This window comes from Proteus sp. fly-1008 (genome assembly GCF_040140305.1).
Lineage (GTDB): Bacteria > Pseudomonadota > Gammaproteobacteria > Enterobacterales > Enterobacteriaceae > Proteus > Proteus vulgaris_B.
In genome coordinates, this window is the sequence record NZ_JBEEWH010000003.1 from 410,076 (window position 1) to 434,104 (window position 24,029).

Below are 24,029 nucleotides of genomic sequence, written 5' to 3' on the forward strand. Positions count from 1 at the left end.
TATCCTATTTATCTGATGAGATAATAAATTCCAGAATGAGCCGATGTAATTTGACATCGGGTTCGTATTCGAAAAACGTGTTAATGCGTTGAGAAAAAGGAATGCTTTCAGTCATAACTGAGTTTATTTTCTTACGCATTACGGTGAGGTTTTTTGGGTTAGAGTCGTACACATCGAGCTGGACGCGATAATCATCAAGATCCATCTCAGCAAGCGCGTTATTCGGTGTGATACTGGAAAATTGGATCACTATAGCGGGGTAAACCAATTTACCTTCAGGCAATACCTGAAAAAAAACCCTTTCATCGACTAGCGGTGAAAGGGCTTCCTTTAATTGATAAATCATATTATTACCTTGTTTTCTCAATTTCCTCTTTTAACGTTTGAACAATCACTTTTGCGGTGGCTTCTTTTTTAGCTTCAAAACCCGGTCTCATAAAAGGTTGAGCCGGCATCTTTGAAGTACCAAACTCAACAAACCACCAATAAAAGGGATCATTCGGGTTCAATGCTGCACTTTTTCCTGTCGCTTGTTTGAATGCAGTGATTTTTTTACCCGGTAAAGACTTTACCCAGATACGTGTTTTTGTTTGCCCGTTACGCTGTACCTTTGTTTTAGAGCGAACGTTACGTTTAATTGTCCCCTTGCGTCGATGTGGAACCTCTTCTTTTAAAATAGGGACACGGCTCTTAATTTCCTTTTTTAATGTCGATGCCCCTGCATTCATTGCTTTGCGGGCGCTACGGTTTCTAACTTTGCGCGCAACTTCTTGCATTTTTCGTTGTATTTCAGGCAATCCACTGATTTTAATCTCACCCATCATTAACTCCTTCCTTGCACATCAGTTGTAGTTCTCGATGTTGTTCTTTCGGATCAATAATTGAGATGATATCGAATACCCTTTCACCATAAACGACACGCATTGACGTGTTTATTCCTGACACATAACGAATAAGAATACGTGTGCTGGCTTCACTTTGAACTTGCTGTGCCTGAAAGTATTCACGCCCCTGATAAGGTGCAATAGAGGCGCGTACCTTAGGCAAGAAATCCGCCCAAATTACTTCATTACCGCTAATGGCATCGGGTGCTAATGTTGGTTTTTGTATTTTTATATTATGACGTAATCGACCAGGATTCATTCAGCACCTCGCCAATTCCGATATTGAAATAACAACCGTTCTACCGCTTTATTTTCATATAATTGAATTTCACTTTGACTAGTTCTATGTTCAAACATATCTCCGAGCACTAAGAGCATGGCCGACTTAACTGGATGAGGAATATCTTCAGGTAATTTCCATGCTGGCTCATCACACCATCTCAAACAATAATCGAGAGCACTTTGAGCATAGAATGTAATTTGTTCATCGCGATCATTATCGTCATACTCAATATGTTGTTTTAACAATGGAAGTGAGACTACATCTAAGATATCCATAAGCAATATTAGGGAGAGTTGCCTCCCCCTGCCTGTTATTTATTTTGTTGACTTACCTTCCGCTGTTGCAAAAGAGCCTTTGATAAGTGCTTGTGGGCGATAGTGTGCTAATGCTAGACGTTCTTCACATAAGATAGTCAGCATATTTTTCACAAAGTTATCGCGATCTTCACGACTCACTTCAATGGTTGCATCCATACGATCCCAAACTTGTGAGGCCAAATCGAATGCACCAACAGTAAATTCACCTTGTGTTTGTGCTTTTGTTGGTACAACTGGTAATCCCCACATGACATTTGAAGTAAATGCCTGAGGGCCACCAAAAATATAACGCCCTTCTTTATCTTTCATTAATGCAATGGTATGCCAGTCACGCGGGTTTAAAATAATTCCTGATGCACTAAACTCAGATTCTGTTACCTGATAAATAGCGTGGGCGATTAAGTCAGCTTGCGTGTCCCCAGTGGCATTTAGCGTGATGTCGTACGCAGTTGCGACTTGGTTAACACCTGTCAGGTTATCAGCTGAACCATCACCATTAAGTAGTTGATTTTCTTCAACTAATGCTAAACCGTATAATAAACGAGTGTTCAGGTAAGACTGCAGTTGTGCCGCATCGTCCATAACTTGGCGTGACGCTTGGATCCAGTGCGCGATAGTGATCACGTTAGTGGTTTGCTTTTCAAAAGTCAGGTCAGATTCAGGCTTTTGAGCCTTTTCTTTCACAGGAGCAGCGTTATTGGTAAATAGTTTTTCGCGAACATATTCTAGTGAATTACTAGAAATACGACCTTGCGCTAATAAATCACGAACAACGAGACGACGCATACCGGGCATAATAATACCTGGTACTTGCATAGGTTGAATTAATGCACCAGCTGATCCAGAGTCACTACCGAGTGATTTATTAAACGTTTTAACATCATAGGCTCCAGTACTGCCATTCCATGATTTAATCAGCTCTTCTGATGCTCGTTCTGAAAAGTCCTTCTTAACAGTAGGATCATCAGCGCCTGTCGCACTTTTTTGCTCTAAATCAAACAAGCGTTCGCCCGCTTTTTTTAGTTCTTCTTGCACTGTTGACAAATCAGTTTGTAATTGTTTTGAAACAACCCCTGTTGTTTCAATTTCTTTCTTCTGAGCATCGAACAACTCTTGTACTTTCTTTTGTGAGTCTTCGATGGCTTTTTGAATTTGGGTTAAATCAGACATAATTTATCCTTTCAGATTAAATGAATTAATTTGGTTAATAATGGAATCTACTTGAGATTTTTGAGTGCCATCGGACTCACTCCGAATAGCTGATTTGAAGCGGGAGATGAAGCCAATCGCTTCTGATTTTGACAGGCCTACTGACTCTCTCAGCCAATCTTCAATATCACGAATAGTGGATAGGCCATCGACACTTTTTAGTGACGAAACTTGAGCCTGTTCATTTGCAGGGAAAGTACAAATACTGATTTCCCGTAGCATAGAAATATTTTTAAAAATACGTCCAGAGGAAGTCACATCAAAATCCTCACGAACGCAACCAAAACCAACTGACATACCTTCCACGGTACCGTGTTTCATTGCTGCTTTTAAATCTTGAGCGCCACTATGACCAGGCGTGAGTTGCCCTCGAACAAGCAATCCTTTTGAGTCCTCTTCCATGTGTTCCCATTTACCTACTGGTAACTCCCATGCTCGATGGTTATAGAACATAGCTACTTTGCGTTTCTGATTTGCTAAAACCCCCTTAAAAGCACCGGGCAAAATAATGTCTCCATCTGAATCGGTATTACTGAATACAGATGCATACCCTTCAAAAATGCCTTGGGTTCCATCACCGGTGAATTTAATCTCTGCATCATCAAAGGCGAGTGTTTTTCTAATGTCGGACATTTTGCCCCCATAAATAATTAAGCCCCACTTTCGTGAGGCTCTTTGCTAAGTTGATTTATTGGTAAATATTGCGCTTGTCGGTATGCAACATCCCCTCCTTCAAGTGGCGGGTAGTTATCGAGCCGTCTCATTTCATTAATAGTTCTTAGACCTGATTCTCCCATCGCTTTCATGAAGGTCGCGCGAGAAGCAGAATCCCCTCTCAATAGCCCATCAAGATTGTGCTCTGCATGGTATTTACCAATATCACTCGGTTTTAAAAGCCATCTTGAAACACAATTTTCCCATCGAGAGATATAGGGTTGTAAGGTATATTGAAGAAACCCTAAGTTTTGCTGTTCAATGCCAGTTCCCCAACTCGTTGACTTTTCAACATCACCGACTAAATGAGGGGGAACACCAAAGAAACGAGCTAACTCACTGACTTGAAACTTACGCGATGCCATTGTTTCTGCATCTTGAGGGCTAACACCAATATCTTCGGCTTTAAGCCCTCCCTCCAATATCCACAATCGTTTTTTAACGGGACCACCTGCGATTTCTTTGAAATTCTCTTCAAGTTGGCCACGTTGCTCTTTATTTAATACCTTATCACCCGTTGTCAGGATTTTAGGGGACTTCGCTCCATTGGCATAAAATTCACGCTGTTGATCTTCCATCGCAACTGCCGTACTTGCTGTCTTACACGCATACGCAATGGGTGACAACCCTACCAACCCATTAAAACCAAACCCTTTTAAGTGAAAAATTTCGTGTTGTTTAAATTTCGCAAATTCATGATCTCGCTGATATTTATAAATAACATTTTTCCCCTCCATGCGGACATCCATATTGGCAGACAACAAAGGAAGCAAACTGATCACGTCACCAAATTTATTTCGCTCAATCAGTGCGTAAGCATTACCATAAAAGCAAAGTTGCATGGTCATTGCCTCTCGAAATTCCTGAGCAGTCATATATTGATTGGGTGAATATCGCAGTAATCGAGCCAATGGGTTACTTAAATCAACTTTACTTCTATTTCCTTGCTTATCCGTTTCAAAAACATCCAATGGCAAGCAGGCAGTTAACGTCGAAATCAAACTAACACAACGCCAAACCGTTGATATTTGTAATATTCTCTCATCATTTACAGAGGAATCACCAAGTGATCCTTGTGCAGAAATAACGCCTGATTGTGAACCTTGTTCAGGTGTTACTAGCCTTCCACCAACAAAGAAAGAAGCCAGACGCGCAAACCAACCATGATTAGTGCGCAAATCTATTGAATATTGTTTATCTGTCATCACATACTCAGAGGGTTAGAGAAAAAATCATCAAGGTTACCATCATCAGTAACCTCACCTTCAGCAGTACCAATTGCCATGGCTGATGCAACAACACCATCAATTCGTCCGGTACTTTTCTTTTTAGCAAAAATACGATTTTCTTTTTGATCAGCTTCTAAAACAGCAGAAGCTGCATTCCACCTCAAACAAGGATTCGCATGAATGACAATTTCTTCATCATCGATAAGTTCTTCAAATAATTCTATTGAGTGAGGCATCCATAATCCTGAGTCCTTAGCTTTGTAATATCCCTGCCCATGAGGAATAAGAGGCACAGTAACTGAAGCTTCATCTAGCTCAGGCTCAAGATATTTAATGCGATATTGGTCAAATCCAATTGCAAGCAAATTAACGTGGTGAGTTATTTCAGAGAGACGCTCTGCAACAAATTCATATTTAACTGCTTTACCCGGTGTTGTATGAACAAAGCCTTGTCTAACCCATGCATCATAAGGAACCCGGTCAGTTTTAGCTCTTTCCACTAAAGTGTCTTTGGGTGTCCAAAATTCAACATATAAGTGTTTGATGCGAGGAAAATAGAGCGCGAGCGCAGTTAAGTCTCGTGTTCCTGATAAGTCTAATCCGCCATAGCATTCTTCACCTTGTAGATCTTCCAAAGTAAAGAGTTTCTCTCTATTCATCCATGTGTCACCATTGATCCACGGATTATCTGCATCTACCCATTGGCAAAAGTTAAGACGCCGAACAATACTTTCTTTTGCTGGCATGCCTTGGGCTTGTGTGACTTGCTCACGTAAATAGCGATCCGTGAAGGTATAACCTAGAGAAGGATTTGCTTTTCCCCAACACGATTCATCTTTAAACGGGTCGTCGCCTTCATCAAGAGAACAGATATAAGAAAAGAAACTGTCATCTTCAATGGTGCTTTCAGCAACTTTTCGTCCGTACTCATGGTAGTCATAACATACGCTTGTTTTATCATGACCACTGTTTGTGATCATGAATATTAATGCTTGTCGCCGACCTTTTGTACCGGCACGCATCATTTCAACAGCAGTGTTATTGCGATGTTCATGAATTTCGTCGATAAGGGCGCAGTGTGGACGAGGGCCTGATTGCCCATCATCAGAACTAATTGGCCTAAAGAATGAGCCTGTCTTTAAAAAAGCCAAATTCCACTCTTTACCTGCACCGCCTGATTTAGTAATACGCTGACTAAGTGCTGGTGACTGATCAACCATTGCCACTGCATCACGAAATAAAATCATAGCCTGGTCTTTCTTTGTTGCTGCAGCATAAACTTCGGCGCGAGGTTCACCATCAGCAACTAAACAATAAAGGCCAACCCCACCAGCTAATGGAGACTTGCCTGAGCCTTTTCCTGACTCAACATACGCCATGCGAAATCGACGTGTACCATCTTCCATTTTCCACCCAAAGATGGAGCCGATGACAAAACATTGCCAAGGCAATAGGATAAATGGCTTCCCTTCATGCTCACCACCATTAAGCTTTAACACCTTGGCAAAGAATCCAATAGCGCGCTGTACAGCATCAACATCCCAGACTAAACCACGCTTTTTAGCTTCATTTAGATCTTTGAGATGCCTTGCGCAAGAATTTCTGATGTCAGGACCAGCCAGTATCTTTCCACTATTAACGTCTTGAGCATATTGAGTTGCAGGATCAACCGAAGTATTGGTTGAGTGGGTCTTCCTCTTCTTCTCCACCATCTACTTTCACCTTTGAGCGAGATGCTGGCGTTAAACCAAACTCGACTAAATAACTTTTGAAACGTCGATCCGCATCAGCCAGCATCGCCACTGCGGGATTCGCTTTAATTAAAAAATCCCCTAATTGGGTTTTTGTTGTATATGTTCGACCTTCAATGGCGATGGTGTCTCGCAACTGAAGAATATCGGCATAAATATCACACAGCCTTTCTAACGCAAATACGTCAGCAATAGTCAGAACGCCCATCCCATCCAACAATAGCGTTAACTTTACCCATGCCATTTTTCCCCAGTCCGTCAAATGTTCAGGTGGGCTTGGAATTTCACGTTTAGGTTGTGGTTCTTTATCGTTAAGTTTTCTTTTCCCCGGATTACCGGTGACCACCTTCAAGTGGGTCGGTTTCGGGCGTCGTCCTGCCATCGGAACCTCCCAGAAAAAAACTTTTCATTTCGCGGTTGTGCACACAAATGACGGGGCTAGGTAATCCAAACAAAAGGATTTGAACTTTTTACCCGCCCCCACCGTTATAATTACAATTGATATTACTTTACTTATTCCAGTGAGAGTTAGGATCAAGGGGAATGCCGTCAGCATTACAACCAACAACTTTTCCACTCTTTTCCATTCGCTGTTTTGTTGAGTTGTGGTGAAGGTCACATAAGCTTTGAAAGTTCTTCTTATCCCAGAATAGGGCTTGTGCTTTTGTGATAAGGACCTTATCACCAGATTGGATCGCATCTCTAAGTCGATGAGGAATAATATGGTCAACAACTGTGGCTGCAGTAATACGTCCTTGCTCTTTGCACATAACACAGAGTGGATGCTCATTAAGAAAAGCTAATCGCGCCTTTGCCCATCGACCACCATAGACATTACGTTTTTTCATTTCTTATCTCTGACTGCACCACGTTTTGTTATTTAACTCACTCACAGCTTGTGCCCACGCTTGATGCTGAGTTTCCATTACTCTTTTTAACTCAGTGATAGCAATATCTTGACTATTAGCTCGCATGCGTAAATCCGCCAACTCAGCCTTAGTATCCTGTTCTAACTTATAACTGACAGCCACATCTTTTAGTTCTGCGGAATTAACAAAGGTATCTTTGATAAATAACTTACCAGCAAACTGTGGTGTTGATTTAGGCTTTACCCCTACATCTTGCATCAGTTGTTTAATGCGAGTGAGTTGTTCTTCTAACTTATCTAGCTCACTTGTATCTACTGAGACTTTTAATTGAATAGTGTTATCTGACATATCTATCTCCAATAAAAAAACCACCAGTTATTAACTGATGGCTATCGATACAAACTCTATCAACGCCACTCAATGAATGACGTTTGTAGAATTAAATATGTTTATGTCTCTCCATAATAAGAAACGGTGATAATGCGACGAATTAAAAAGCCTCACTATTAAGTGAGGCTGTATTTATTTGAATAGATAGGGTTTTATAAACTAAAATTCATTAGCGTATGGGAATTCAATACCTTGAACCATTTTAATCATATAATCTTCATCTTGCGCTACATCCATAGGATATGCTGAAGTATCGTCTGTTGACCAATCGTCTCTCGTGGAATTAATCACAGGAATAAAGTTATACAAAAATAATTTATTCTCCAAACAAAAAACCACGAAATAATTGTCTCGACCTAAAATAGGATCTTGTTGCCAATGACCAACAGGACCAACAGACTTTGGAAATGAACGTCGAATAACAGAAATAAGTAAAGCACCTTGATAATATTCTCCAAGCGGAGTACGTACCATCCCCTTAATTTGGTCTGACGTTAATTCAACATACTCTTGTGTATCTTTTCCATCATTTTTAATAGTTAACATATTCACTACTCCTTTAGTGTTTATTATGAAGTTATCTTAACCTCACACTTTCATACCTTTAATCACTTAAAGGTACTGTTTAAATATACATTACTTATTGTTTATTGATCTAAGAACTGTCCCAATAGTAAATAATCTTCGTCATGCTTTTTTTCTAAAAAATAGCGTTGATTATTAATAGATTGCCTTAGTAGATATTGGTAACTTATTGTTTTCACGCATACTAGTGAAAGCCCTGTGGGAGCCCAAACTCACAGGGTTATTTTTATATTGCGTTTTTTATTTAGGTAAGAAATAGGTTAATCAGAATTATCAATCTGGTATATATACTTACTTAAGCTATAGTAAGCAAGTATCGCTATACTTTGATTAATATCTTGCTAGTTTGCCCATGCACCCATGCTGGGCTTTTTTTAGTTCACACACTCCGTTTTAATGTAATCCTGCAATCCCAATATTACTTGCTCTGATTCTGCAATTCGCTCTCAGAATAACCAATAATTTCTGATTGTGGTGTTAGTAGGTCTGATGGTGGTTGCATCATCACGTATCACTACGCTACCTTAATCACTTACGGCTTCCCCGTCAGCCTGATGAAATCAACCATCCTTTCTACAGATACAAAAACACCAGCTATTAACTAGTGGCTATGAACCTTTACAAATATAAAATGGCTATTATTTAAGCAACGGAGTACGGTTGATGTTCCAGTGAAGAGCGACCTGTTCACTTGGGCAAAATAATAAGATCCATGTTATCTAAAACATTCAGACCCCCATTAAACCCGCGGGTCTATTTTTTTACTTTCTTCGCTTCAATTTCCCGTATTGCTTTTAATTGCTCATTAGCTTTTTCTATTGTCGATAACAAGGAAGGTATCCATAATACCACTTGGCAATATGTTAAAGTTCGGACGGTAGAGGCACTAACACTGGTTGAGTCAATGTCTTGGGTATCTCTATACATTGACCGTAACTCATAGGTGTGCTTGAGCACCCCATCAGTAATATGTTGAGGAACAAGCAAATCACAAGTCGGCTCTTTTTTAAGGATCGTTCTATATTCAATGATTTTCTCCTGTGATTTTGCATCTACCTGAATGCCATAGCGGTAGGTTGTAGTCGCTATTTGATTAAATCTATTAAATTGAAATATCTGATCACTTAACAGCTTTGAGTAACTATTATTTTCTTTTGTTAATTGCTTATTCTCTACTATTAAATTATCTCTTTGAGTAATGATATCTTGTATGATGTTGGCAATATAACCACCAGCGACAATTCCTACCATTACAATGACAATGTAAAGTTTCCAATGTTTCATAATTAGTACCGATGATGTGAGAGAGCTATCTGACAACGCTTGTCTAAGCTTGCTTTATCGTTAATACATGAATTATCAATTGAGAGATAAATGCCACCAGCGACTGTGATGAGTAATGCGAGGATAAAGCTGATAATGATGATTAAAGATTTCCATGACATAGTGCTGACTCCGCATCTCTACGACTGACTAGCCCTCGCCATACCTTTCCACCTGCATAAACCCATCGTTTCATTTCTTCACAAGCGCCATACTGATCGCCTGCGTTTAATTTCTTTAGCAACGTAGAACGTGCAAAAGCTGTGGTACCCACATTAAAGGCAAAAGAATATAGAGACGCTTTTGTTTTATCATCCAGCGGTACTTTAATCAGGGTATCAACTTGCTGCTGCGTTCTAATAAAGTCTTTCTGCAGTAATTCGTCACACTCTTGCTGTGTATATGTCTTACCTTGAATGATGTCATTTCCAGTGTGGCCATAACAAACCGTCAGAATTCCAGCAACATCATGGTATGGCTCATAACGCACTCCCTCAAAATAACCAATCACGGTTAGCGCGATGCTTACCGCACCAGCACTCGCGACTACTGTCACTTTCTGTTTTAGGTTCATTAAATATCCTTTTTAGCTTTAGTCAGCATCTCGCCAACTATCTTTTCTATGCTTTGCGGATCACTAGAACAATTACGGTGAACTAATTCAGCAAATAACGCTGTTCGTTTTCGTTGTTCTCGCTGTGTCATAAAATAAGTTGCTAATCCAAGGAGCATGCTGAATCCCATCCCTATTACAAATCCCCATTCATAAAGTGAGAGACTTGCAAAAAAGGCAGTTAAGCCAGCTGTTCCGTAGGTAGCATTGGTCAATTTTTCCATGCGCATAGTCACCCCCTACGGAGTGTCCGAGTTTAGTTAAAGAGATACAGATACACAGTTTTTATGTGAAGTAATCAGTATGTGATTGATACTATGATCTACGTATATAAAAAAAGGCCGCACGTGGCGACCTTTTAAATGAGATACTTTAGCTTATTCTGGCTTCAATCTTTCTGCATTAGCAATATACAATGCAATAACTAGAATAAGGATTGTTCCTGAATATACGATAAGTAATTGCGGATTTTTATGTTCAACAACAATAAGTCTAATTACAGCTGTGATAGCGATATAAATAAAATATTGTAATGGAAAGTGATAATTTGATTGAAAGTATTTAATAATTAAGGCAATAAACTCAAAATAAAGAAAGTAAATGATAAGCCCATCAACTAATAAATAAATTGAAACTGGATCACTAACTGTAAACAACAAATTAGCAAGAATAATAGTTTCTTTAACTAAAAAAATTATTAAAATAATTGCAAGCAATATCAGGCCAACACTACTAATCCATTGTAAAACTCGACTAATTACTTTTGTTTGATTTAGTCCTGTCATAATAACTCCTAAGAGTTTATGCCCCTAATATCAAGTTTTCTATAGATTAAAATAAAAAATAGATGAGAAGCTTTATATTTAATTGGGCCGCCATCAAGGTATCGAACATCGACTTTTAGTTTAAATAAAACTAAATACTCTCCCAGTTAAGCTAATGGCGGAATGAATTTACCTGAACCAACGAACTATCATAAATGCAACTAAGAGCAATAAAGCAATGATAATTACATTCCGTAAAAAAGCGGGGATTAGATGTAATAGCGCAGACCAATTCATAGGCATCTCCTTAGGAAATCATTCCTTTAGATACCACATCTATTTTCGATAAAAACTTGCAAATGCAAGGTTTGCTGTTGATAGCAATGAGGTATGTTTACTCTTCTAAGTTTACCACACACTAATGAATATGTACGTTTTAAAATATAAAGGGATCATCTTTAAATTTAAGCAACAAAAAAACCCCGCCAAAACGAGGTTTTATATATTCAACTATTTAACGCTTAACTCATTTGAGCAGCCATCACAGCCTTACAAAAAATACATTTTGCACCGTGTGGATTGTTCACTGTAACATCAAATTGTGATGTTCTATATTGTGAACCGCTACAACAAGGACATTTAAAATAGAGGCGAATAGTAATAGCGCCTTTAGAGAGCCACCACGTTGCCTGCTGCTGGACCTTTCATACCATTTTCAATGGTAAATGAAACTTCTTGGCCTTCCATCAGGGATTTGAAGTCATCACTCTGAATTGCAGAGTAATGTACAAATACATCTTTACTTCCATCTTTAGGAGTGATGAAACCAAAACCTTTATCATCGTTAAACCATTTTACTGAACCAGTCATTGTATTAGACATAGAATTTCCTTTAATTTCTTTAATTTGCCATAAGGCATATGAGGGTTTGTTTTTTATTTTTACTTATGGGAATTAATTAGAAGGAATTCGCAATGAAGTGGTATCGAGGATAACGCTAAACGGTGAACAACTTTAAACTGACTAACATAAATAGGCCTGTACTTCCAAACCAGTGATGTTATTAAGCCATAGATAAACTCAGATAGCAAACTTTATTTTATATATAAAAACCCCGCCGAAGCGAGGTTCATAAGTTGGTTGACCTTGATGTCAGTCTTATCACAATATCATCATTTTTACGTACGTAAAGTTTTTATATGATTTTTTCTACGTATCGATCCATCTCTAATGGAACATTTAGCATCATTAACATACCTTCTATTATTCCTTCTGCCTTTTGTAATTTTTTACCTATATGCCCATCAGAACAATTGTGCTTGTTAGCAAGTTGCATAAATGTCATTCCGAATAAGTAATAATCAAGCAATAGATCATGCATATCACTATTCTTTTTATTTAATTGCGCCATGCAACTAGAAATAATTATTGCATCGTCTTCACAGCATTGAGGACGAGCTTTAACCTTGCTTGGTATTAATCCACTAAATCCCGCAGCAATCGAATACCATTGAACCGACTCTGTATTATCTGCCGACCATGTACCCCATCTTTCTAATACCTGTTGTATATCACGCATTACGCCACTTCCTTATGTTGTCTTGAAAATACTAACTCTCTTACCTCACAAGCTTCTGTTAGCATGTCATTAAAATCACCATTATCAGGCCATCTCACACTGACCGTTTCTACATCATTATTAGAAAGTAGGTTTTTATGTGCGCACTCCATAGCTGCAGAATGACCTGCCGCATTCCAATCCATATCTGTAAAGATAACAAGGTGGATAACACCTTTTGGTGCTTTGAACTTTTTCATGAAGTTAGTATTGATGACCGACCAAGTATTTACACCATAGAGTTGCTTACAGGAAAGTGCCGTCTCGATACCTTCAGCTATGCCAAGTGTGGTATCAACAGAAAACATTCTTATCGCGACAGATTCTGCATACTCTAAATAATTGTCATCCTGCACTGCAGTCATTTTCTTCACAACATCAAGAGGTGCTTTTTTATCTCCTTGTAAATATGTTCTGTGTAAATAACAAAGTTGTCCTTTTGCATCTGTGGCTAGTGACCAAATAGCTTGAAATTTGTCAGAACTATTACGAACAGGTTGATGATCACAATAACGGACATTATCCGCTGGTAATTCAAAAACTCCTCGGTTCTGTAAATACTGCATGGCAGGTGTATTTTTCAGTATGGGTAATTTTGAATAACAGGCGGTGATACGCTGAAATAAATTCCCTTTTGGTTTCTCTTTTGTTGTTGGTATTTCTTTTTCTCGGTGATTACCAATCAACACATCAATTTCATCTGCTAATGTTTTAAAGTCTTTACCTTGTGTTCTTTCTAACAATTGAAAGCCATTACCCGAACTACACGTACAAATGTAAGTTCCTCGCCCGTCTTTATCGTCAATACGAAACTTTCCTTTTTGCCCGCAGATAGGGCACTTTCCTTTAAAGTGCTTACGCCCCGTTATAGGAGGTAACCCATAATGTGCAAATATTTTTGCCCATAGCCCTTTTACGGCATCAATTGTATTCACAGTAAACCTCCTTGCTGTGGCTGGTGGCTAATTTGGGTACGTAGATTTTGAATATTGACTTGCGCCTTCTTGCGAGATTTAGCAAAGGCAATTTGTTTATATTTAATGAAGTTGCTCACTTCAGGTGTGATTTCTTGTGGCGTGTTGTGAAAACCTTGTGGCCATACACCAAATTTATCTTTGAAGGTATTGGAGACCCAACCATCACTGATGGGCTTGCCCTGTGTCGCACGTTGATTCTGGTAGTATTTCAATTGAGACCACCAGCTTTGCTTATCTTCTCTGGTGTAAGTGCGCTCTTTTTTATTCAGTTTTTTTATGTTTCGGCTGGTATCAACATCGATATCTTCACCCACTAAAGGTTTAAACCCACATTTAGGGCAAACATAAACACCTGCAGGTTTCATGTAATGGCAAGAGGAACATTCTTTCGGTTTCTTCTCTCGTTTTTCTTGCTCTCTGCTAGACGAAGATTCACTCATACCGTCGTTTTTGGTAGGCAGTTCGTCAGATTCAATATCATCGGGATAACCTAAGCGGTGAACAGAACCGGAGTGATCGAAAATAAGGCAAGCCTCTTTTCCTGGTGCGGTACGCAATCCTCTTCCAATCGCCTGACACCAACGAATTTCTGATTTAGTTGGACGAGCGTAAATAATACAGCGGACATCACTATCAAAGCCGGCAATCAATGTTCCCACACTTACAAGCACCTTGGTCGCACCTTGCTCAAACCTGTGAATAATAATTTGACGCTCATCATGTGGCGTATCTGCGGTGATCACCTCAGCATTGACGCCTGCACGATTAAATTCGACGGTGACAAAATTGGCATGACTGACCGTGACACAAAAGCAAATCGTAGGTAGGTTTCGACCATTCACCAGCCAGTTATCAACAATATCCCCCACCAAATCTGCACCACTCATGATTTCAGCAATTTCAGCTTCTTTGTAATCACTACCGAACTCTGAGTTGCTGGACGATTTCACTTTTGACAGATCCGGTTTAGTCGGCGCATAGAATTCGTATGAGCTTAAATCACCACGTTTGATTAACTCTTTCATGGTGGTGGGCTTGATTAGTGTTTCGTAGTAATGACCAAGGAATGGCGCAAAAGGTGTACCGGACAAACCAATTACTTTGAATTCACTTTCACTGATCACTTCTAATATTTTCTTACGGCGTAGATGCGCCTCATCGATAATGAGTAAATCAATATTGTCTGGAAAATCTCTACGAATAACGGTGTCTGCTGACGCTATCTGAATAAAACGAGTCGGATCGTAATTAGGATGATTACGCCATACATAGCTAATTTCTTCGGCTGGTAAGCCATACTCAATAAAACGACTGGCTGTTTGATCAATCAAAATTGTGTAAGGAACAAGAAACATCACTCTCATTCCACGCTGAACATGTCCATCAGTAATAAACGCAGCTAATGCCGTTTTTCCGCTTCCTGTTGGGCTATAAATCATGAATGTTCTATTTTGCTTCCATGCCTGACGTAACATCGTCAATCCGCGTTCCTGTGCAAAATTTGGTGTGATTGTTAACATCGGTTTCCTCATTTGATAATTAGCGCTGCCAAAGGAAGGGATTTATTTTTATTTCTTTGGACGTCTAAACGGCTATTGCTTTTTAACTCCTATAGAGATCTATATTTAAGATCTACTCACTCCCTTGGCTGTGCCTTCCCTAACACCCCTTTCAAAGATCACCCCCCTTTCCCCCCTAGAAAGTTTTCCCCTCTTCCCCAGAAAACAATCTAGACGGCTAAACGTCTTAACTTCCAACATCTCCTAAATCCAATCACTGTCAAATCGATAACGGCTTTGCTGTATAACCTTGCATTGCTCTCTGATAACGCTTTATGAACTCTCTTAATCTCACGTTAGCCTCATGACGAGCTTTGTTGTCTTTACGGTAGGGAACTTGTTCTCGTTCCCATTCCGTTTGATACACTTCTGAATATTTAACTAATGCCTTTTGCCTCATGCTTGGGCTTAACTTCGTGAGTTGTTCCTGAATCCACTTAGCATCATCAGGAAAGTAGTGATCAGGCATCGGCATATTGATTTGGTGCATGAGTTTCCCTTTCTGGTTTATTAGGAAAAACTTTAATTTCCTCGGCTCCCACCACTTCTCCATCAACATGAATAACAAAAATATTTCTTTTGTTTTTTAATGCTTTATTTATTGCACTTTGCTGAATACCAAATAAGTCAGCTACTTTTTTTTGCCCCAACTTTGAAACCAAAACCGATAATGGTATTTTTTCCATAAATGCTCCTCCTGAATTTATTATTACCGCTAATGATAATTAAATCAACACCGGAGGTGATTGTTTTTATCTCCGGAGGTGATATTATTAATTTATGAAAAAGAAACCTTTGACTGATGAACAAAAAGCAGACGCAATTCGCCTCAAATCCATATTTGAATCTAAGAAAAAAAACTTGGGATTATCACAAGAAGTTCTTGGGGAAATGTTGGGGATGGGGCAAAGCGCTGTTGCGCAAATATTGAATGGCGTTAATGCTATTAATCATGAGCATGTTGCAAAACTTGCAAAAATACTTGACGTTTCGGTAGAAGAAATAAGCCCATTTCTTGCAAAAGAAATTAGGGAGGTTTACCAACCTGTTTTATCTCACACAACACAAAGCTCTCAAAGTTTTCATCAATACCCATTGTTCACAAAAGTTCAGGCTGGTGCCTTCTCGACAGAATTTAATTCATACACAAAACAAGACGCAGTGTCGTGGATACCAACAGCCAAGAAAGCCAGCGAACGTTCTTTCTGGCTAGAGGTTGAAGGTCAATCAATGACCGCACCACCGGGAGGTAAGCCAAGTTTTCCAGAAGGAATGCTTATCTTGGTTGATCCTGAGGAAGAAGTAGAGTTCGGTGACTTCTGCGTTGCTCGTTTACTAAATGATGAGTTCACATTCAAACGACTGATTAGAGATGGTGGAGTTGAGTACCTAGAGCCATTAAACCCTCGTTTTGACCTGATCCCTATTAACGGGAACTGCACAATCATAGGTAAGGTAATCAAGTCACAATGGCCTGACGACACGTTTTAGGAGGAAATATGGCGTTTAACAATATTGAGATAGCAAATATTAGACGGTGTATGGAATTTTTCATGGAAAAACGCCGCCCAGCAGAGCACCTAAGGGATGAATTAGATTTACAGTATCGTATCGAGGACGACTCAGTAATTATCTTTGAAATTAGGCAACTAATATGGAGTGATGGCAGAGTAGAAGAACCTATAGCAAAAATCACACATAATAAATATTCGAATTCATGGTCTCTGCTTTGGATGGATAAAAATAGTAACTGGCACAACTGCGATGAAAAAATGTTAGGTAGTTTCTCTGACGCTATTAAGCTCGTCGAAGATGATGTACAAGGCTGCTTCTTTGGGTGACGACACGTTTTAGGGTGAGCCCCATTAAAATAAATAAGGATATCAATTGGATAACAATAAACTAGCAGTAATCAATCCCCAAGGGGAATTAGAATTATTTCCAGTGAAAGAAGTTGAGTTCGATGGTATCCAGATGGGAATAATGAATGATGGCACTCCGTATTTAACATTGAGAGGGCTTTCTAGATTATGTGGAGTAGATCATAGAGCTCTTGGTAGGTTAACAACCAACTGGCTTGAAGAAAGAACGAAACCGAGAGGAAAGAAAATTGACTCAATCCTTAGAGGAAAAGGGTTAACGCTCTCTAGCCTATATACTGTTCTTAATAATAATACCGGTGAAGTATATGCATACTCCGATCGCGTATGCATGGCCATATTGGAGTATTACGCCCTTGATGCAGATTCATCTGCATTTGATAATTCTGTAGCTAAGAAAAGATATAGAGACTTAGCCGAATATAGCTTAAGACGCTTTATTTTCCTCAATCTTGGTATTGACCCAGAAAACCCATTACGTAGTGCATGGAAGTGCTTTCAAGAGAGATTGCAGCTAAATGCAAATATACCATTCGGGTATTTTTCTATTTTTAGCGAAATGGCAGATCTAACACTGCGGATGATCAATACAGGGTTCAACCTTGGGCCAGCCTCAATACCTGATATAAGCATTGGAATAACCTGGGGAAAACACTGGGTAAAAAATGACTTATGCAGTAAATACGGAGAAAGGACAAAGCACCCGCACCATTATCCTGATTGGTTCCCTCAACACAAAGCAGGGGCTATAGAAGCGTGGATATATCCAGATGACGCATTAGGTGAGTTTAGGCGCTGGTTACAGAAAATATATTTACCACAAAAATTCCCTGCATACATAGAAAGCAAAATAAAAGATGGAGCAATACCGAAGGTGAATGCAGGAAATTTACTGACGCAAGTAAAAAAACCAGAGCTGCCAAACAAACACTAACCTCCCAGCCCTCCTCGCGAGGGCTTTTTTATGCTAAAAATATATTATTCACAATAGCCATTCGCATCTGTAAGGACAGAATAATGAAAAAATTAACAGTTTTGGCAGCTACCATTATACTCGCTGGGTGCTCTACTACGGGAAATAAACAGGTAGGAATGGCAAACCCTGCCTCTGTGTACTGCGGTGAAATAAGCGGAAAGCTGGAAATAGTTAACACAGATAAAGGTCAAGTAGGATACTGTACATTACCTTCTGGTGAAAGAATTGAAGAGTGGACTTTGTATCGAAGAGATCATAAGTAATACCCTATAGCCCCTAACGGGGCTTTTTTGTCCCCTCTCCCCTCCAAAGAAGTGATCTGCATTCCAATCTGAGATTTATTTGAAAATAAATTCCTTTTAAATTCAATAAAATAACTTGCGGTAATGATAATTAATCACCCGCGGTGTTGACAACAAAATCACTAGCGGTGATACTTAATTGTAAATGATAACTGATAGAATTAATGAAGGATCATATATGACCAGTATATATTCTACCGCAATCCCTAATTTGCCGAAACCTGACATGCATACAGCCATAATGTTACCTATGTTCTTGTTTCGTTTCTGGACTAAAACTGAGCATCCAGAGAAAAAAGAAGTTATGGCCACCAGCGCTGAACAAGCTAAAGAGTTACTTGGTGGTAATGTAGTTTTCTCTGCACAATTTCCTTGCGAGGCTTAATTATGGCTCACGAACTCAATTTAGAAGCTGTTGCAAAAAAAAGCGACCAACTAAACGCCCTTTTATTCCAGCTCAACGCTGAGCGCATATCGGGTCAGCCTGAGATAGAAAGCTTAATTGGACTAGCTTACGAATTATCAGGTGATATTTCAGTCTGGTTAATTGAAGAAAATGCACAGAGAGATAATGATCATGGCAAAAGAAATAATTAATGTAGATAGCGGGAAAATGCTTGATACATTACATCGAGTAAAAGCATTCTTAATTTCAGCTCAGTTTCTTTCTCGTAATAGCGAAGAGCGAGCAATTCAACTTAGCTTATTATCTCAAGCAGAAGATGAAATCGATGAGGTTTTAAATGATGAATAACACTAAGTTAAAAGAATCCGCTTGTGATGAATTACTTTATGCAACTTCTATTTTAAATCTCATTATCAATGATAACGTAACACCTAGCGATAATATGTTTAATGCGATTGAATCAGCAGTAGCCAATATAGAAAGAGCTAAAGAAAGTGTATCGAATATTAATACTGATAAATCACCAAAGCCTATCGGTGAAATTAAAATCAGTGATAACGATACAATTGAAACGGCTGTCGGGTGCATTTTAAATACATTAGAAACTGCAATTAATTTAAAAGTCTCTGAAGAAAGCGGTCACATTAAAAATTACGATATTCAAATTACAAATTTAATCCAGTCAGCCAAATTAAATTTAGAAACTGTTTATGAAAAAGTAAGTTTCACGGAGGCTTAATGAATATTGATGACTTAGTTACTCTTCCTGATTTAAGTAAATTAACAGAAGGTGAACTGGGTAACTTAAGAGGTAATTTAGATTTAGCTATCGATTCACTTGTTACAGGAATGAATATATTCGGTGAGTTTATGTTTTGGGCTGATGCTAATGAAAATTATCCCGATGGTAAAGATCATCTTGGGGATGTGGGATTATTTGTAAGTCAGCTATCGTCATTTATATCAATATTAAATGACAGACTTGGTGGAATTGAATACGAAATATCAAATCGAAAAATAAAAGGAACAAGAAAATGAGCAGACAACACGAAGCTATTGAGAAAGCAACTGACAATCAAATTACTATTGCTATGCGCCCTGTTTATATTATTTCAGGTGCTAATCGTGCTTACTTAAGTGAGCGTTCAGCATTAAATAAGCTAGCAAATATCCTCACCGAGCGTGAACTTCATAAGGAAGGCATTGAGACTAACTATGAAGGTGAACAATGCGAACTTGAAAATGGCACAATCGCTTTTAAGCGTGGCGAACCTACCGAACACTTTATGGATCGCAAGGAAGCTAAACTAACCGAACTCCAAGAGCGATTAAAGCAAGAGCGTAATATTGAACGATTACAAAAAGAATATGCTAAAGCTGTCGCTAAATATGATGATGCAGAAAAAGAAGCTGATAGACTATATTACGAATTAAATAATGCTTTAACCAATAAATAAATCATCCACTAAATAAAAATTAATTATAGCGTTCATGCTAGGGATTGCTGCGCTCTAAATCAGGAGTAAGCAACATGGATAAAGTTAATTTACTTGAAGTAAGAAGAAAGCGTTTTATCAACTCAGTGCTTATTTATATTAAACAAAATGGAAAGAAAGCTGAGTTTAAATCAAAGTTAAATAATAAAACTGTTATTACAGAAATTAGCTTTGAAAATTTAAATAATTTCTTCCGTGATGTCTATGAAGAAAAAGATTGCCGTCAACGTTGTAAGTGGAGTGATAAAGATATCTACAATACTTATGAATGGTTATATAACTTAAATGGCTCGATTTCTGATATGGGTAAATTCATGATTGATTATATTGTTGAGTATTTACCTCCTTACTTAAATGGAGAGGAATATAAATATCATGACGTATTCTGAATTCATGAAAAAAGGTAAGCAATTAGAGGGGAAAGGATTTTATAGACGCGCACTAGAGCAATATAACCAAGCTTTTATTATCGCAGATCCACCAGCTAAAGGCGCAATGAGTTATCAACAAAAAAATAAGTAATCAATCATCTAAGCGTTGTTTAGATAAAGCCAAAATTAAAATACCGGGTGGCATGTTATGAATAGTAAAAAAATGACAACAAATGAAATCATCGAATATTTAAAAGAAAAAGGTTTCCCTGCTTCCTTATTAGATAAAGAAGCTATTAAGTCAAATCGTAAATTAACACCAGAAGAACAAGAGATATTTGTTAAGCACATTGTTGATAATTTAAGAACGATTGTAGCAAATAAATATTTAATCTCCTGTGTAACGCGATTCGGTCCTGGTCTTAATGAGCAGTTTTCATTTAGACACAAAAATATTGTTGTCGATTTGGATTTAAAAATTATCGAGAAGCTACTCATTGTAAAAGTTGAGTCAGTCATTCTCGATCAGTCAGGCGATGGCGTATTCGCCCTGTTCCGTTTTTACGAAGGTAACAAAACAAAAGGCGAAGAAGGTGATAAATGGATGCAAGACATGCTTGATCAACTACTCATCAATAGCGCCACTTTGCTTATCTCACAAGGTAAAAGTCAATTAATACACTAAGGATAGTCAATATGAATAATTTAATTAGCACCAATGCGTCAATGACCTCTAAAGAGATCGCCGAATTAGTTGGTAGCCGTGAAGATAGTGTTAAAAGAACTATCGAACGGTTGGCAGAGAAAAATGTTATATCCGAACCACCAACGGTGGATGGGATTAAAGCAGCAAACGGAACCACTCCACTACATTATGTTTTCACAGGTGAAAAAGGTAAACGAGACAGTATCATTGTCGTTGCGCAACTGTCCCCAGAGTTTACAGCTCGGTTAGTTGATCGCTGGAAAGAACTTGAAGATGAACGAGTCAAACCAAAATCACAAGCAGAAATTATTGCTGCTATGGCGCTGGCTAACTTAGAAAGCGAACGCCGTATATCTCATGTAGAGCAAAAAGTTGAACAAGTGAATGAAGTCGTTGAGCAAATAAAACAAGGAACGATCCCTGTAGGTTGGATTGGGTACTCTCTGGCGAGAACTAAATCAGGTATGACGGTGGATAAATGCAAAACACTCACCAAACAGTTCAATGTTCGCAAAAATAAAATAACTATTCTTACGCCCGAAGGTATGCCTAGGCCTATGGCCATTATTCATGAAGCTGATTTTATATCTGCATTCAAGGCAATGATGAGTGAAGCCGAAAAACGTGGCACTCGCTGGCATCATCCTAAAATGGGATTGTTTCAGGCAATTGGCTGGGAGGGTAAATAATGGCTTATTTTACTGATACTAGTAATGGCGTTATTTCTGATGATGGTGCTTTAATATCTTACTCTGAAGCTGTAACAGCCCTTGAATCAGGTCAATACGATAAAGAGTTATTGAAAGGTTTATATTTAGCCGCTGCAGTAATGGGTAAGTTAGCTGATGAACCTGAAACATTAACACCTGAACAGAGAATTTCTGTCTGGCGCTGGGTGGTAGCAACTTGCTTTATTCGTGAACTACAAGAAAAGAATGGCACCACTGAAATTCGTAATGAAGAAGGCGGTGTTGATCTTGCCACTAGTTACAGTAACGGAGAAAACGCTTTAACCATTTACCCAGCTTCTTTGCGCCTTTGTCTTGCAAGCCATTTTGAAAGCATTCTTATCGAAGAGTTAGGGGGTATCTATAAAGATTATTGTCCTGACTTCATCATAAAAGCCTATATCGGCTTTCTGGACATCTCCCTTGAACACGGTCCTCGCCTATCAGAAAAAGGACGTGAAGGGCTCTGTATTCTTCATGATGATTATATTCGCGAGTTAGAAGCTAATAACGGATTTCTAGCTATGCCAACTATGCACTAAGGACGGTAAAAAATGACAACTAAATTACCTTACATCGAGACAAGCCAATTAAGAGCTGCACTTACATTATTAAAAATGAGTGATGATGTTCGTCTTGTTACTAACTGTGTACATATCAACGCTGAACATATCGAAGTGTCTAATGGGCATGTAGTATTACGCATGAAACACAACTCTGAATTCAGTGATGATATTGTTATTCAATTTGATGAAGCAATTCCTAGCGATGCTGAATATACACATATTAAATCATATGACGATGGTTCTTATGTCGCTATTCATTATAAGCAAGAGAAGGATGAAAATTTCTATCCCTACTATAAAACAAAACTCACTTTAATCAAAGATAAGTACCCGTCATTTAATCGTCTTTTTGAGCAGGAATTTATTAAAGGTGAAGCACCTTTATTGCAGTCCATGTATTTAGCCTTGCCTTATCTACTATTTGGCCGTGTTATTACGGGAATGCTGAAAACAAAAGATAGCAAAAGTGTGCTTTTCGATTTTTCACTTCTGACAAAAAAATCATTTGGTGATCCTAAATTACTTGTATTAGCAGTGGCTGATAATGCTTTTGATATTGCTGATAAAGTTTACAGCTTAATTAAGGATGATGATTAATGACAACTTTAGATTTCAATCTCGTTAGTGTCATCAAAAATGCAGGTAGTGATCCCGGTGATATAACTGATGCAGTCTGGAAAGCCGGTTATCGTAAAACAGATTTTACCACTGAGCAGATCATTGATATTGCAGTAAGCATGACGGGTGATTCTATTTGTTTAAAATTACCCCATGACACCTTACCTAAGACTTTAGATGACATCAGTAAATATCATTTAAACGATATCATTTTTGATGCCCATTGGGATAACCCACCAGCGACTATCGCACAGTGCATTATGGAGAACGGGTATAGGGAAGGAAATAAAAAATGACAACTGTGACTCGATACATTAAGTGGAAGGAAATGATCCAGTTAACTGGCAAAAGCAAACCTACAATTTGGAGAATGTACGCAAAACGAAATGAGTTTCCCAGACCAGAAAGAACAAAAGGTGGTACGTTTTTAGGCTGGCCAGAACATGTCTATGAAGAGTGGGTTAGAAGTGAAAAACTGTAATGCTAACTTGACCCGTTACTTGACCCGCATCTCTTGCGGGTTTCTTTTTAAAATCTTGTAACTCATTGATTTTAAATGGTACGCCCTACAGGATTCGAACCTGTGACCTACGGCTTAGAAGAGCGTAGAATTATTCTTTAATATCAACTAAATACAGTCTCAACAAGCGTTCACACGCCCCACCTTACCTAAAGTTACTTGAAGTTGCCTTATGCTACTTCATGTTGCTTGTCCCAAATTCGTCCCATCAATTCTCCCACTCTGCTATACTCTCCAAAAACTAACCGGATCTGCTATGAACCTCGCAAACCTAACTCAAGAAGAAAAAGGCAAAATCAATGTCGATTTATCCGCAAGTGGTGTCGCATATAAAGAACGACTCAATATGCCAGTTGTTGCGTCCGAAGTTGAACG

Annotated in this window: 43 protein-coding genes and 1 pseudogene; 19 read left to right on the top strand and 25 right to left on the bottom strand. The window is 38.6% G+C overall.

What is annotated here, in order from left to right; translation table 11 throughout:
* Nucleotides 1-4: 4 nt before the first annotated feature.
* The 25 genes and pseudogenes from gp17 to ABN256_RS08405 form a co-directional block, all read right to left on the bottom strand.
* Nucleotides 5-346 carry a tail completion protein gp17 gene (gp17, locus tag ABN256_RS08285; protein WP_064720829.1) on the bottom strand — a complete coding sequence of 114 codons (342 nt, stop codon included), beginning with the start codon at nucleotides 344-346 and terminating at the stop codon, nucleotides 5-7.
* Nucleotides 347-350: 4 nt separating this feature from the next.
* Nucleotides 351-821, bottom strand: coding sequence for an HK97-gp10 family putative phage morphogenesis protein (locus ABN256_RS08290; RefSeq protein ID WP_231619363.1), 471 nt, complete (start codon nucleotides 819-821; stop codon nucleotides 351-353).
* On the bottom strand, nucleotides 814-1,143 hold the full coding sequence (locus ABN256_RS08295; protein ID WP_197269974.1) for a phage head closure protein: 330 nt from the start codon (nucleotides 1,141-1,143) through the stop codon (nucleotides 814-816). The genes ABN256_RS08290 and ABN256_RS08295 overlap by 8 nt, the downstream gene beginning before the upstream one ends.
* On the bottom strand, nucleotides 1,140-1,442 hold the full coding sequence (locus ABN256_RS08300; protein WP_064720832.1) for a head-tail connector protein: 303 nt from the start codon (nucleotides 1,440-1,442) through the stop codon (nucleotides 1,140-1,142). Before ABN256_RS08300 ends, ABN256_RS08295 begins: the two co-directional genes overlap by 4 nt.
* A gap of 39 nt (nucleotides 1,443-1,481) precedes the next feature.
* Nucleotides 1,482-2,654 carry a phage major capsid protein gene (locus tag ABN256_RS08305; RefSeq protein WP_197269973.1) on the bottom strand — a complete coding sequence of 391 codons (1,173 nt, stop codon included), beginning with the start codon at nucleotides 2,652-2,654 and terminating at the stop codon, nucleotides 1,482-1,484.
* Between the two features lie 3 nt (nucleotides 2,655-2,657).
* Nucleotides 2,658-3,326: an HK97 family phage prohead protease gene (locus tag ABN256_RS08310; RefSeq protein WP_197269972.1), complete on the bottom strand. Its 669-nt coding sequence runs from the start codon at nucleotides 3,324-3,326 to the stop codon at nucleotides 2,658-2,660.
* A 17-nt stretch (nucleotides 3,327-3,343) separates the two neighbouring features.
* Nucleotides 3,344-4,612, bottom strand: coding sequence for a phage portal protein (locus tag ABN256_RS08315; protein ID WP_197269971.1), 1,269 nt, complete (start codon nucleotides 4,610-4,612; stop codon nucleotides 3,344-3,346).
* The gene (locus ABN256_RS08320; protein ID WP_197269970.1) at nucleotides 4,612-6,348 is read right to left on the bottom strand and encodes a terminase large subunit; all 1,737 of its coding nucleotides are present in this window, start codon (nucleotides 6,346-6,348) and stop codon (nucleotides 4,612-4,614) included. Before ABN256_RS08320 ends, ABN256_RS08315 begins: the two co-directional genes overlap by 1 nt.
* A complete protein-coding gene (locus ABN256_RS08325) occupies nucleotides 6,302-6,769 on the bottom strand; it encodes a phage terminase small subunit P27 family (RefSeq protein ID WP_064720837.1) in 468 nt (155 codons plus the stop codon). Before ABN256_RS08325 ends, ABN256_RS08320 begins: the two co-directional genes overlap by 47 nt.
* A gap of 127 nt (nucleotides 6,770-6,896) precedes the next feature.
* Entirely contained in the window at nucleotides 6,897-7,235 is a 339-nt protein-coding gene (locus ABN256_RS08330) for an HNH endonuclease signature motif containing protein (protein ID WP_161750114.1), read from the bottom strand.
* 3 nt (nucleotides 7,236-7,238) lie between these two features.
* Nucleotides 7,239-7,604 carry a hypothetical protein gene (locus ABN256_RS08335; protein ID WP_197269969.1) on the bottom strand — a complete coding sequence of 122 codons (366 nt, stop codon included), beginning with the start codon at nucleotides 7,602-7,604 and terminating at the stop codon, nucleotides 7,239-7,241.
* Nucleotides 7,605-7,805: 201 nt separating this feature from the next.
* Nucleotides 7,806-8,198, bottom strand: coding sequence for a hypothetical protein (locus ABN256_RS08340; protein ID WP_197269968.1), 393 nt, complete (start codon nucleotides 8,196-8,198; stop codon nucleotides 7,806-7,808).
* Nucleotides 8,199-8,605: 407 nt separating this feature from the next.
* Nucleotides 8,606-8,737, bottom strand: a pseudogene (locus ABN256_RS08345) (lysis protein); the annotation flags it as partial.
* Nucleotides 8,738-8,984: 247 nt separating this feature from the next.
* Nucleotides 8,985-9,515, bottom strand: coding sequence for a hypothetical protein (locus tag ABN256_RS08350; RefSeq protein ID WP_197269967.1), 531 nt, complete (start codon nucleotides 9,513-9,515; stop codon nucleotides 8,985-8,987).
* 2 nt (nucleotides 9,516-9,517) lie between these two features.
* Nucleotides 9,518-9,676 (bottom strand): hypothetical protein, encoded by a 159-nt coding sequence (locus tag ABN256_RS08355; RefSeq protein WP_191901987.1) that lies wholly within the window; start codon nucleotides 9,674-9,676, stop codon nucleotides 9,518-9,520.
* The gene (locus ABN256_RS08360) at nucleotides 9,658-10,128 is read right to left on the bottom strand and encodes a lysozyme (protein WP_197269966.1); all 471 of its coding nucleotides are present in this window, start codon (nucleotides 10,126-10,128) and stop codon (nucleotides 9,658-9,660) included. The genes ABN256_RS08355 and ABN256_RS08360 overlap by 19 nt, the downstream gene beginning before the upstream one ends.
* Complete coding sequence (locus tag ABN256_RS08365; protein ID WP_191901985.1) at nucleotides 10,128-10,397, bottom strand: hypothetical protein; 270 nt, start codon at nucleotides 10,395-10,397, stop codon at nucleotides 10,128-10,130. Before ABN256_RS08365 ends, ABN256_RS08360 begins: the two co-directional genes overlap by 1 nt.
* Before the next feature lie 147 nt (nucleotides 10,398-10,544).
* Entirely contained in the window at nucleotides 10,545-10,952 is a 408-nt protein-coding gene (gene psiE / locus ABN256_RS08370) for a phosphate-starvation-inducible protein PsiE (protein ID WP_063109078.1), read from the bottom strand.
* A gap of 500 nt (nucleotides 10,953-11,452) precedes the next feature.
* Nucleotides 11,453-11,593, bottom strand: coding sequence for a cold shock small protein YmcF (gene ymcF / locus ABN256_RS08375; protein WP_419775812.1), 141 nt, complete (start codon nucleotides 11,591-11,593; stop codon nucleotides 11,453-11,455).
* A gap of 7 nt (nucleotides 11,594-11,600) precedes the next feature.
* Entirely contained in the window at nucleotides 11,601-11,813 is a 213-nt protein-coding gene (gene cspE / locus ABN256_RS08380) for a transcription antiterminator/RNA stability regulator CspE (protein ID WP_041701226.1), read from the bottom strand.
* 313 nt (nucleotides 11,814-12,126) lie between these two features.
* A complete protein-coding gene (locus ABN256_RS08385; protein ID WP_197269965.1) occupies nucleotides 12,127-12,510 on the bottom strand; it encodes an antiterminator Q family protein in 384 nt (127 codons plus the stop codon).
* A complete protein-coding gene (locus tag ABN256_RS08390; RefSeq protein ID WP_197269964.1) occupies nucleotides 12,510-13,484 on the bottom strand; it encodes a DUF7146 domain-containing protein in 975 nt (324 codons plus the stop codon). The genes ABN256_RS08385 and ABN256_RS08390 overlap by 1 nt, the downstream gene beginning before the upstream one ends.
* On the bottom strand, nucleotides 13,481-15,046 hold the full coding sequence (locus ABN256_RS08395) for a DEAD/DEAH box helicase family protein (protein WP_197269963.1): 1,566 nt from the start codon (nucleotides 15,044-15,046) through the stop codon (nucleotides 13,481-13,483). The genes ABN256_RS08390 and ABN256_RS08395 overlap by 4 nt, the downstream gene beginning before the upstream one ends.
* 259 nt (nucleotides 15,047-15,305) lie before the next feature.
* Nucleotides 15,306-15,575, bottom strand: a complete 270-nt coding sequence (locus ABN256_RS08400) for a hypothetical protein (protein WP_072070102.1) — start codon at nucleotides 15,573-15,575, stop codon at nucleotides 15,306-15,308.
* Complete coding sequence (locus ABN256_RS08405) at nucleotides 15,547-15,771, bottom strand: Cro/CI family transcriptional regulator (protein ID WP_036934651.1); 225 nt, start codon at nucleotides 15,769-15,771, stop codon at nucleotides 15,547-15,549. The genes ABN256_RS08400 and ABN256_RS08405 overlap by 29 nt, the downstream gene beginning before the upstream one ends.
* Before the next feature lie 94 nt (nucleotides 15,772-15,865).
* Here ABN256_RS08405 and ABN256_RS08410 point away from each other — a divergent pair, with 94 nt between their 5' ends.
* The 19 genes from ABN256_RS08410 to ABN256_RS08500 all read left to right on the top strand — a co-directional run.
* Nucleotides 15,866-16,576, top strand: coding sequence for a LexA family protein (locus ABN256_RS08410; RefSeq protein ID WP_036934653.1), 711 nt, complete (start codon nucleotides 15,866-15,868; stop codon nucleotides 16,574-16,576).
* An 8-nt stretch (nucleotides 16,577-16,584) separates the two neighbouring features.
* Entirely contained in the window at nucleotides 16,585-16,926 is a 342-nt protein-coding gene (locus ABN256_RS08415; protein ID WP_036934654.1) for a DUF3024 domain-containing protein, read from the top strand.
* Between the two features lie 46 nt (nucleotides 16,927-16,972).
* Nucleotides 16,973-17,899: a BstA C-terminal domain-containing protein gene (locus tag ABN256_RS08420; protein WP_052038444.1), complete on the top strand. Its 927-nt coding sequence runs from the start codon at nucleotides 16,973-16,975 to the stop codon at nucleotides 17,897-17,899.
* Between the two features lie 83 nt (nucleotides 17,900-17,982).
* Nucleotides 17,983-18,204 (top strand): putative hemolysin, encoded by a 222-nt coding sequence (locus ABN256_RS08425; protein WP_036934656.1) that lies wholly within the window; start codon nucleotides 17,983-17,985, stop codon nucleotides 18,202-18,204.
* A 217-nt stretch (nucleotides 18,205-18,421) separates the two neighbouring features.
* Nucleotides 18,422-18,628: a hypothetical protein gene (locus tag ABN256_RS08430; RefSeq protein WP_072070104.1), complete on the top strand. Its 207-nt coding sequence runs from the start codon at nucleotides 18,422-18,424 to the stop codon at nucleotides 18,626-18,628.
* Nucleotides 18,629-18,630: 2 nt separating this feature from the next.
* Nucleotides 18,631-18,840, top strand: a complete 210-nt coding sequence (locus ABN256_RS08435; RefSeq protein ID WP_036934661.1) for a hypothetical protein — start codon at nucleotides 18,631-18,633, stop codon at nucleotides 18,838-18,840.
* Nucleotides 18,821-18,997, top strand: a complete 177-nt coding sequence (locus ABN256_RS08440; RefSeq protein ID WP_164526622.1) for a hypothetical protein — start codon at nucleotides 18,821-18,823, stop codon at nucleotides 18,995-18,997. The genes ABN256_RS08435 and ABN256_RS08440 overlap by 20 nt, the downstream gene beginning before the upstream one ends.
* Entirely contained in the window at nucleotides 18,987-19,388 is a 402-nt protein-coding gene (locus ABN256_RS08445; protein ID WP_072070105.1) for a hypothetical protein, read from the top strand. The genes ABN256_RS08440 and ABN256_RS08445 overlap by 11 nt, the downstream gene beginning before the upstream one ends.
* Complete coding sequence (locus ABN256_RS08450) at nucleotides 19,388-19,687, top strand: hypothetical protein (protein WP_036934667.1); 300 nt, start codon at nucleotides 19,388-19,390, stop codon at nucleotides 19,685-19,687. Before ABN256_RS08445 ends, ABN256_RS08450 begins: the two co-directional genes overlap by 1 nt.
* Nucleotides 19,684-20,106 carry a hypothetical protein gene (locus ABN256_RS08455; RefSeq protein ID WP_072070106.1) on the top strand — a complete coding sequence of 141 codons (423 nt, stop codon included), beginning with the start codon at nucleotides 19,684-19,686 and terminating at the stop codon, nucleotides 20,104-20,106. The genes ABN256_RS08450 and ABN256_RS08455 overlap by 4 nt, the downstream gene beginning before the upstream one ends.
* A gap of 74 nt (nucleotides 20,107-20,180) precedes the next feature.
* The gene (locus ABN256_RS08460) at nucleotides 20,181-20,534 is read left to right on the top strand and encodes a hypothetical protein (RefSeq protein WP_072070107.1); all 354 of its coding nucleotides are present in this window, start codon (nucleotides 20,181-20,183) and stop codon (nucleotides 20,532-20,534) included.
* Nucleotides 20,521-20,667 carry a hypothetical protein gene (locus ABN256_RS08465; RefSeq protein WP_349439357.1) on the top strand — a complete coding sequence of 49 codons (147 nt, stop codon included), beginning with the start codon at nucleotides 20,521-20,523 and terminating at the stop codon, nucleotides 20,665-20,667. The genes ABN256_RS08460 and ABN256_RS08465 overlap by 14 nt, the downstream gene beginning before the upstream one ends.
* 57 nt (nucleotides 20,668-20,724) lie before the next feature.
* Entirely contained in the window at nucleotides 20,725-21,201 is a 477-nt protein-coding gene (locus ABN256_RS08470) for a hypothetical protein (RefSeq protein ID WP_197269959.1), read from the top strand.
* Between the two features lie 11 nt (nucleotides 21,202-21,212).
* On the top strand, nucleotides 21,213-21,911 hold the full coding sequence (locus tag ABN256_RS08475; RefSeq protein ID WP_036934672.1) for a Rha family transcriptional regulator: 699 nt from the start codon (nucleotides 21,213-21,215) through the stop codon (nucleotides 21,909-21,911).
* Nucleotides 21,911-22,492, top strand: coding sequence for a hypothetical protein (locus ABN256_RS08480; protein WP_197269958.1), 582 nt, complete (start codon nucleotides 21,911-21,913; stop codon nucleotides 22,490-22,492). The genes ABN256_RS08475 and ABN256_RS08480 overlap by 1 nt, the downstream gene beginning before the upstream one ends.
* A gap of 12 nt (nucleotides 22,493-22,504) precedes the next feature.
* The gene (locus ABN256_RS08485) at nucleotides 22,505-23,113 is read left to right on the top strand and encodes a hypothetical protein (protein ID WP_036934676.1); all 609 of its coding nucleotides are present in this window, start codon (nucleotides 22,505-22,507) and stop codon (nucleotides 23,111-23,113) included.
* Complete coding sequence (locus tag ABN256_RS08490; protein ID WP_036934679.1) at nucleotides 23,113-23,430, top strand: hypothetical protein; 318 nt, start codon at nucleotides 23,113-23,115, stop codon at nucleotides 23,428-23,430. The genes ABN256_RS08485 and ABN256_RS08490 overlap by 1 nt, the downstream gene beginning before the upstream one ends.
* Nucleotides 23,427-23,615 carry a helix-turn-helix transcriptional regulator gene (locus ABN256_RS08495; RefSeq protein ID WP_072070108.1) on the top strand — a complete coding sequence of 63 codons (189 nt, stop codon included), beginning with the start codon at nucleotides 23,427-23,429 and terminating at the stop codon, nucleotides 23,613-23,615. The genes ABN256_RS08490 and ABN256_RS08495 overlap by 4 nt, the downstream gene beginning before the upstream one ends.
* Nucleotides 23,616-23,910: 295 nt before the next feature.
* A partial coding sequence (locus ABN256_RS08500; RefSeq protein ID WP_349439361.1) for a DNA polymerase III subunit theta occupies nucleotides 23,911-24,029 on the top strand: 119 nt, incomplete at its 3' end.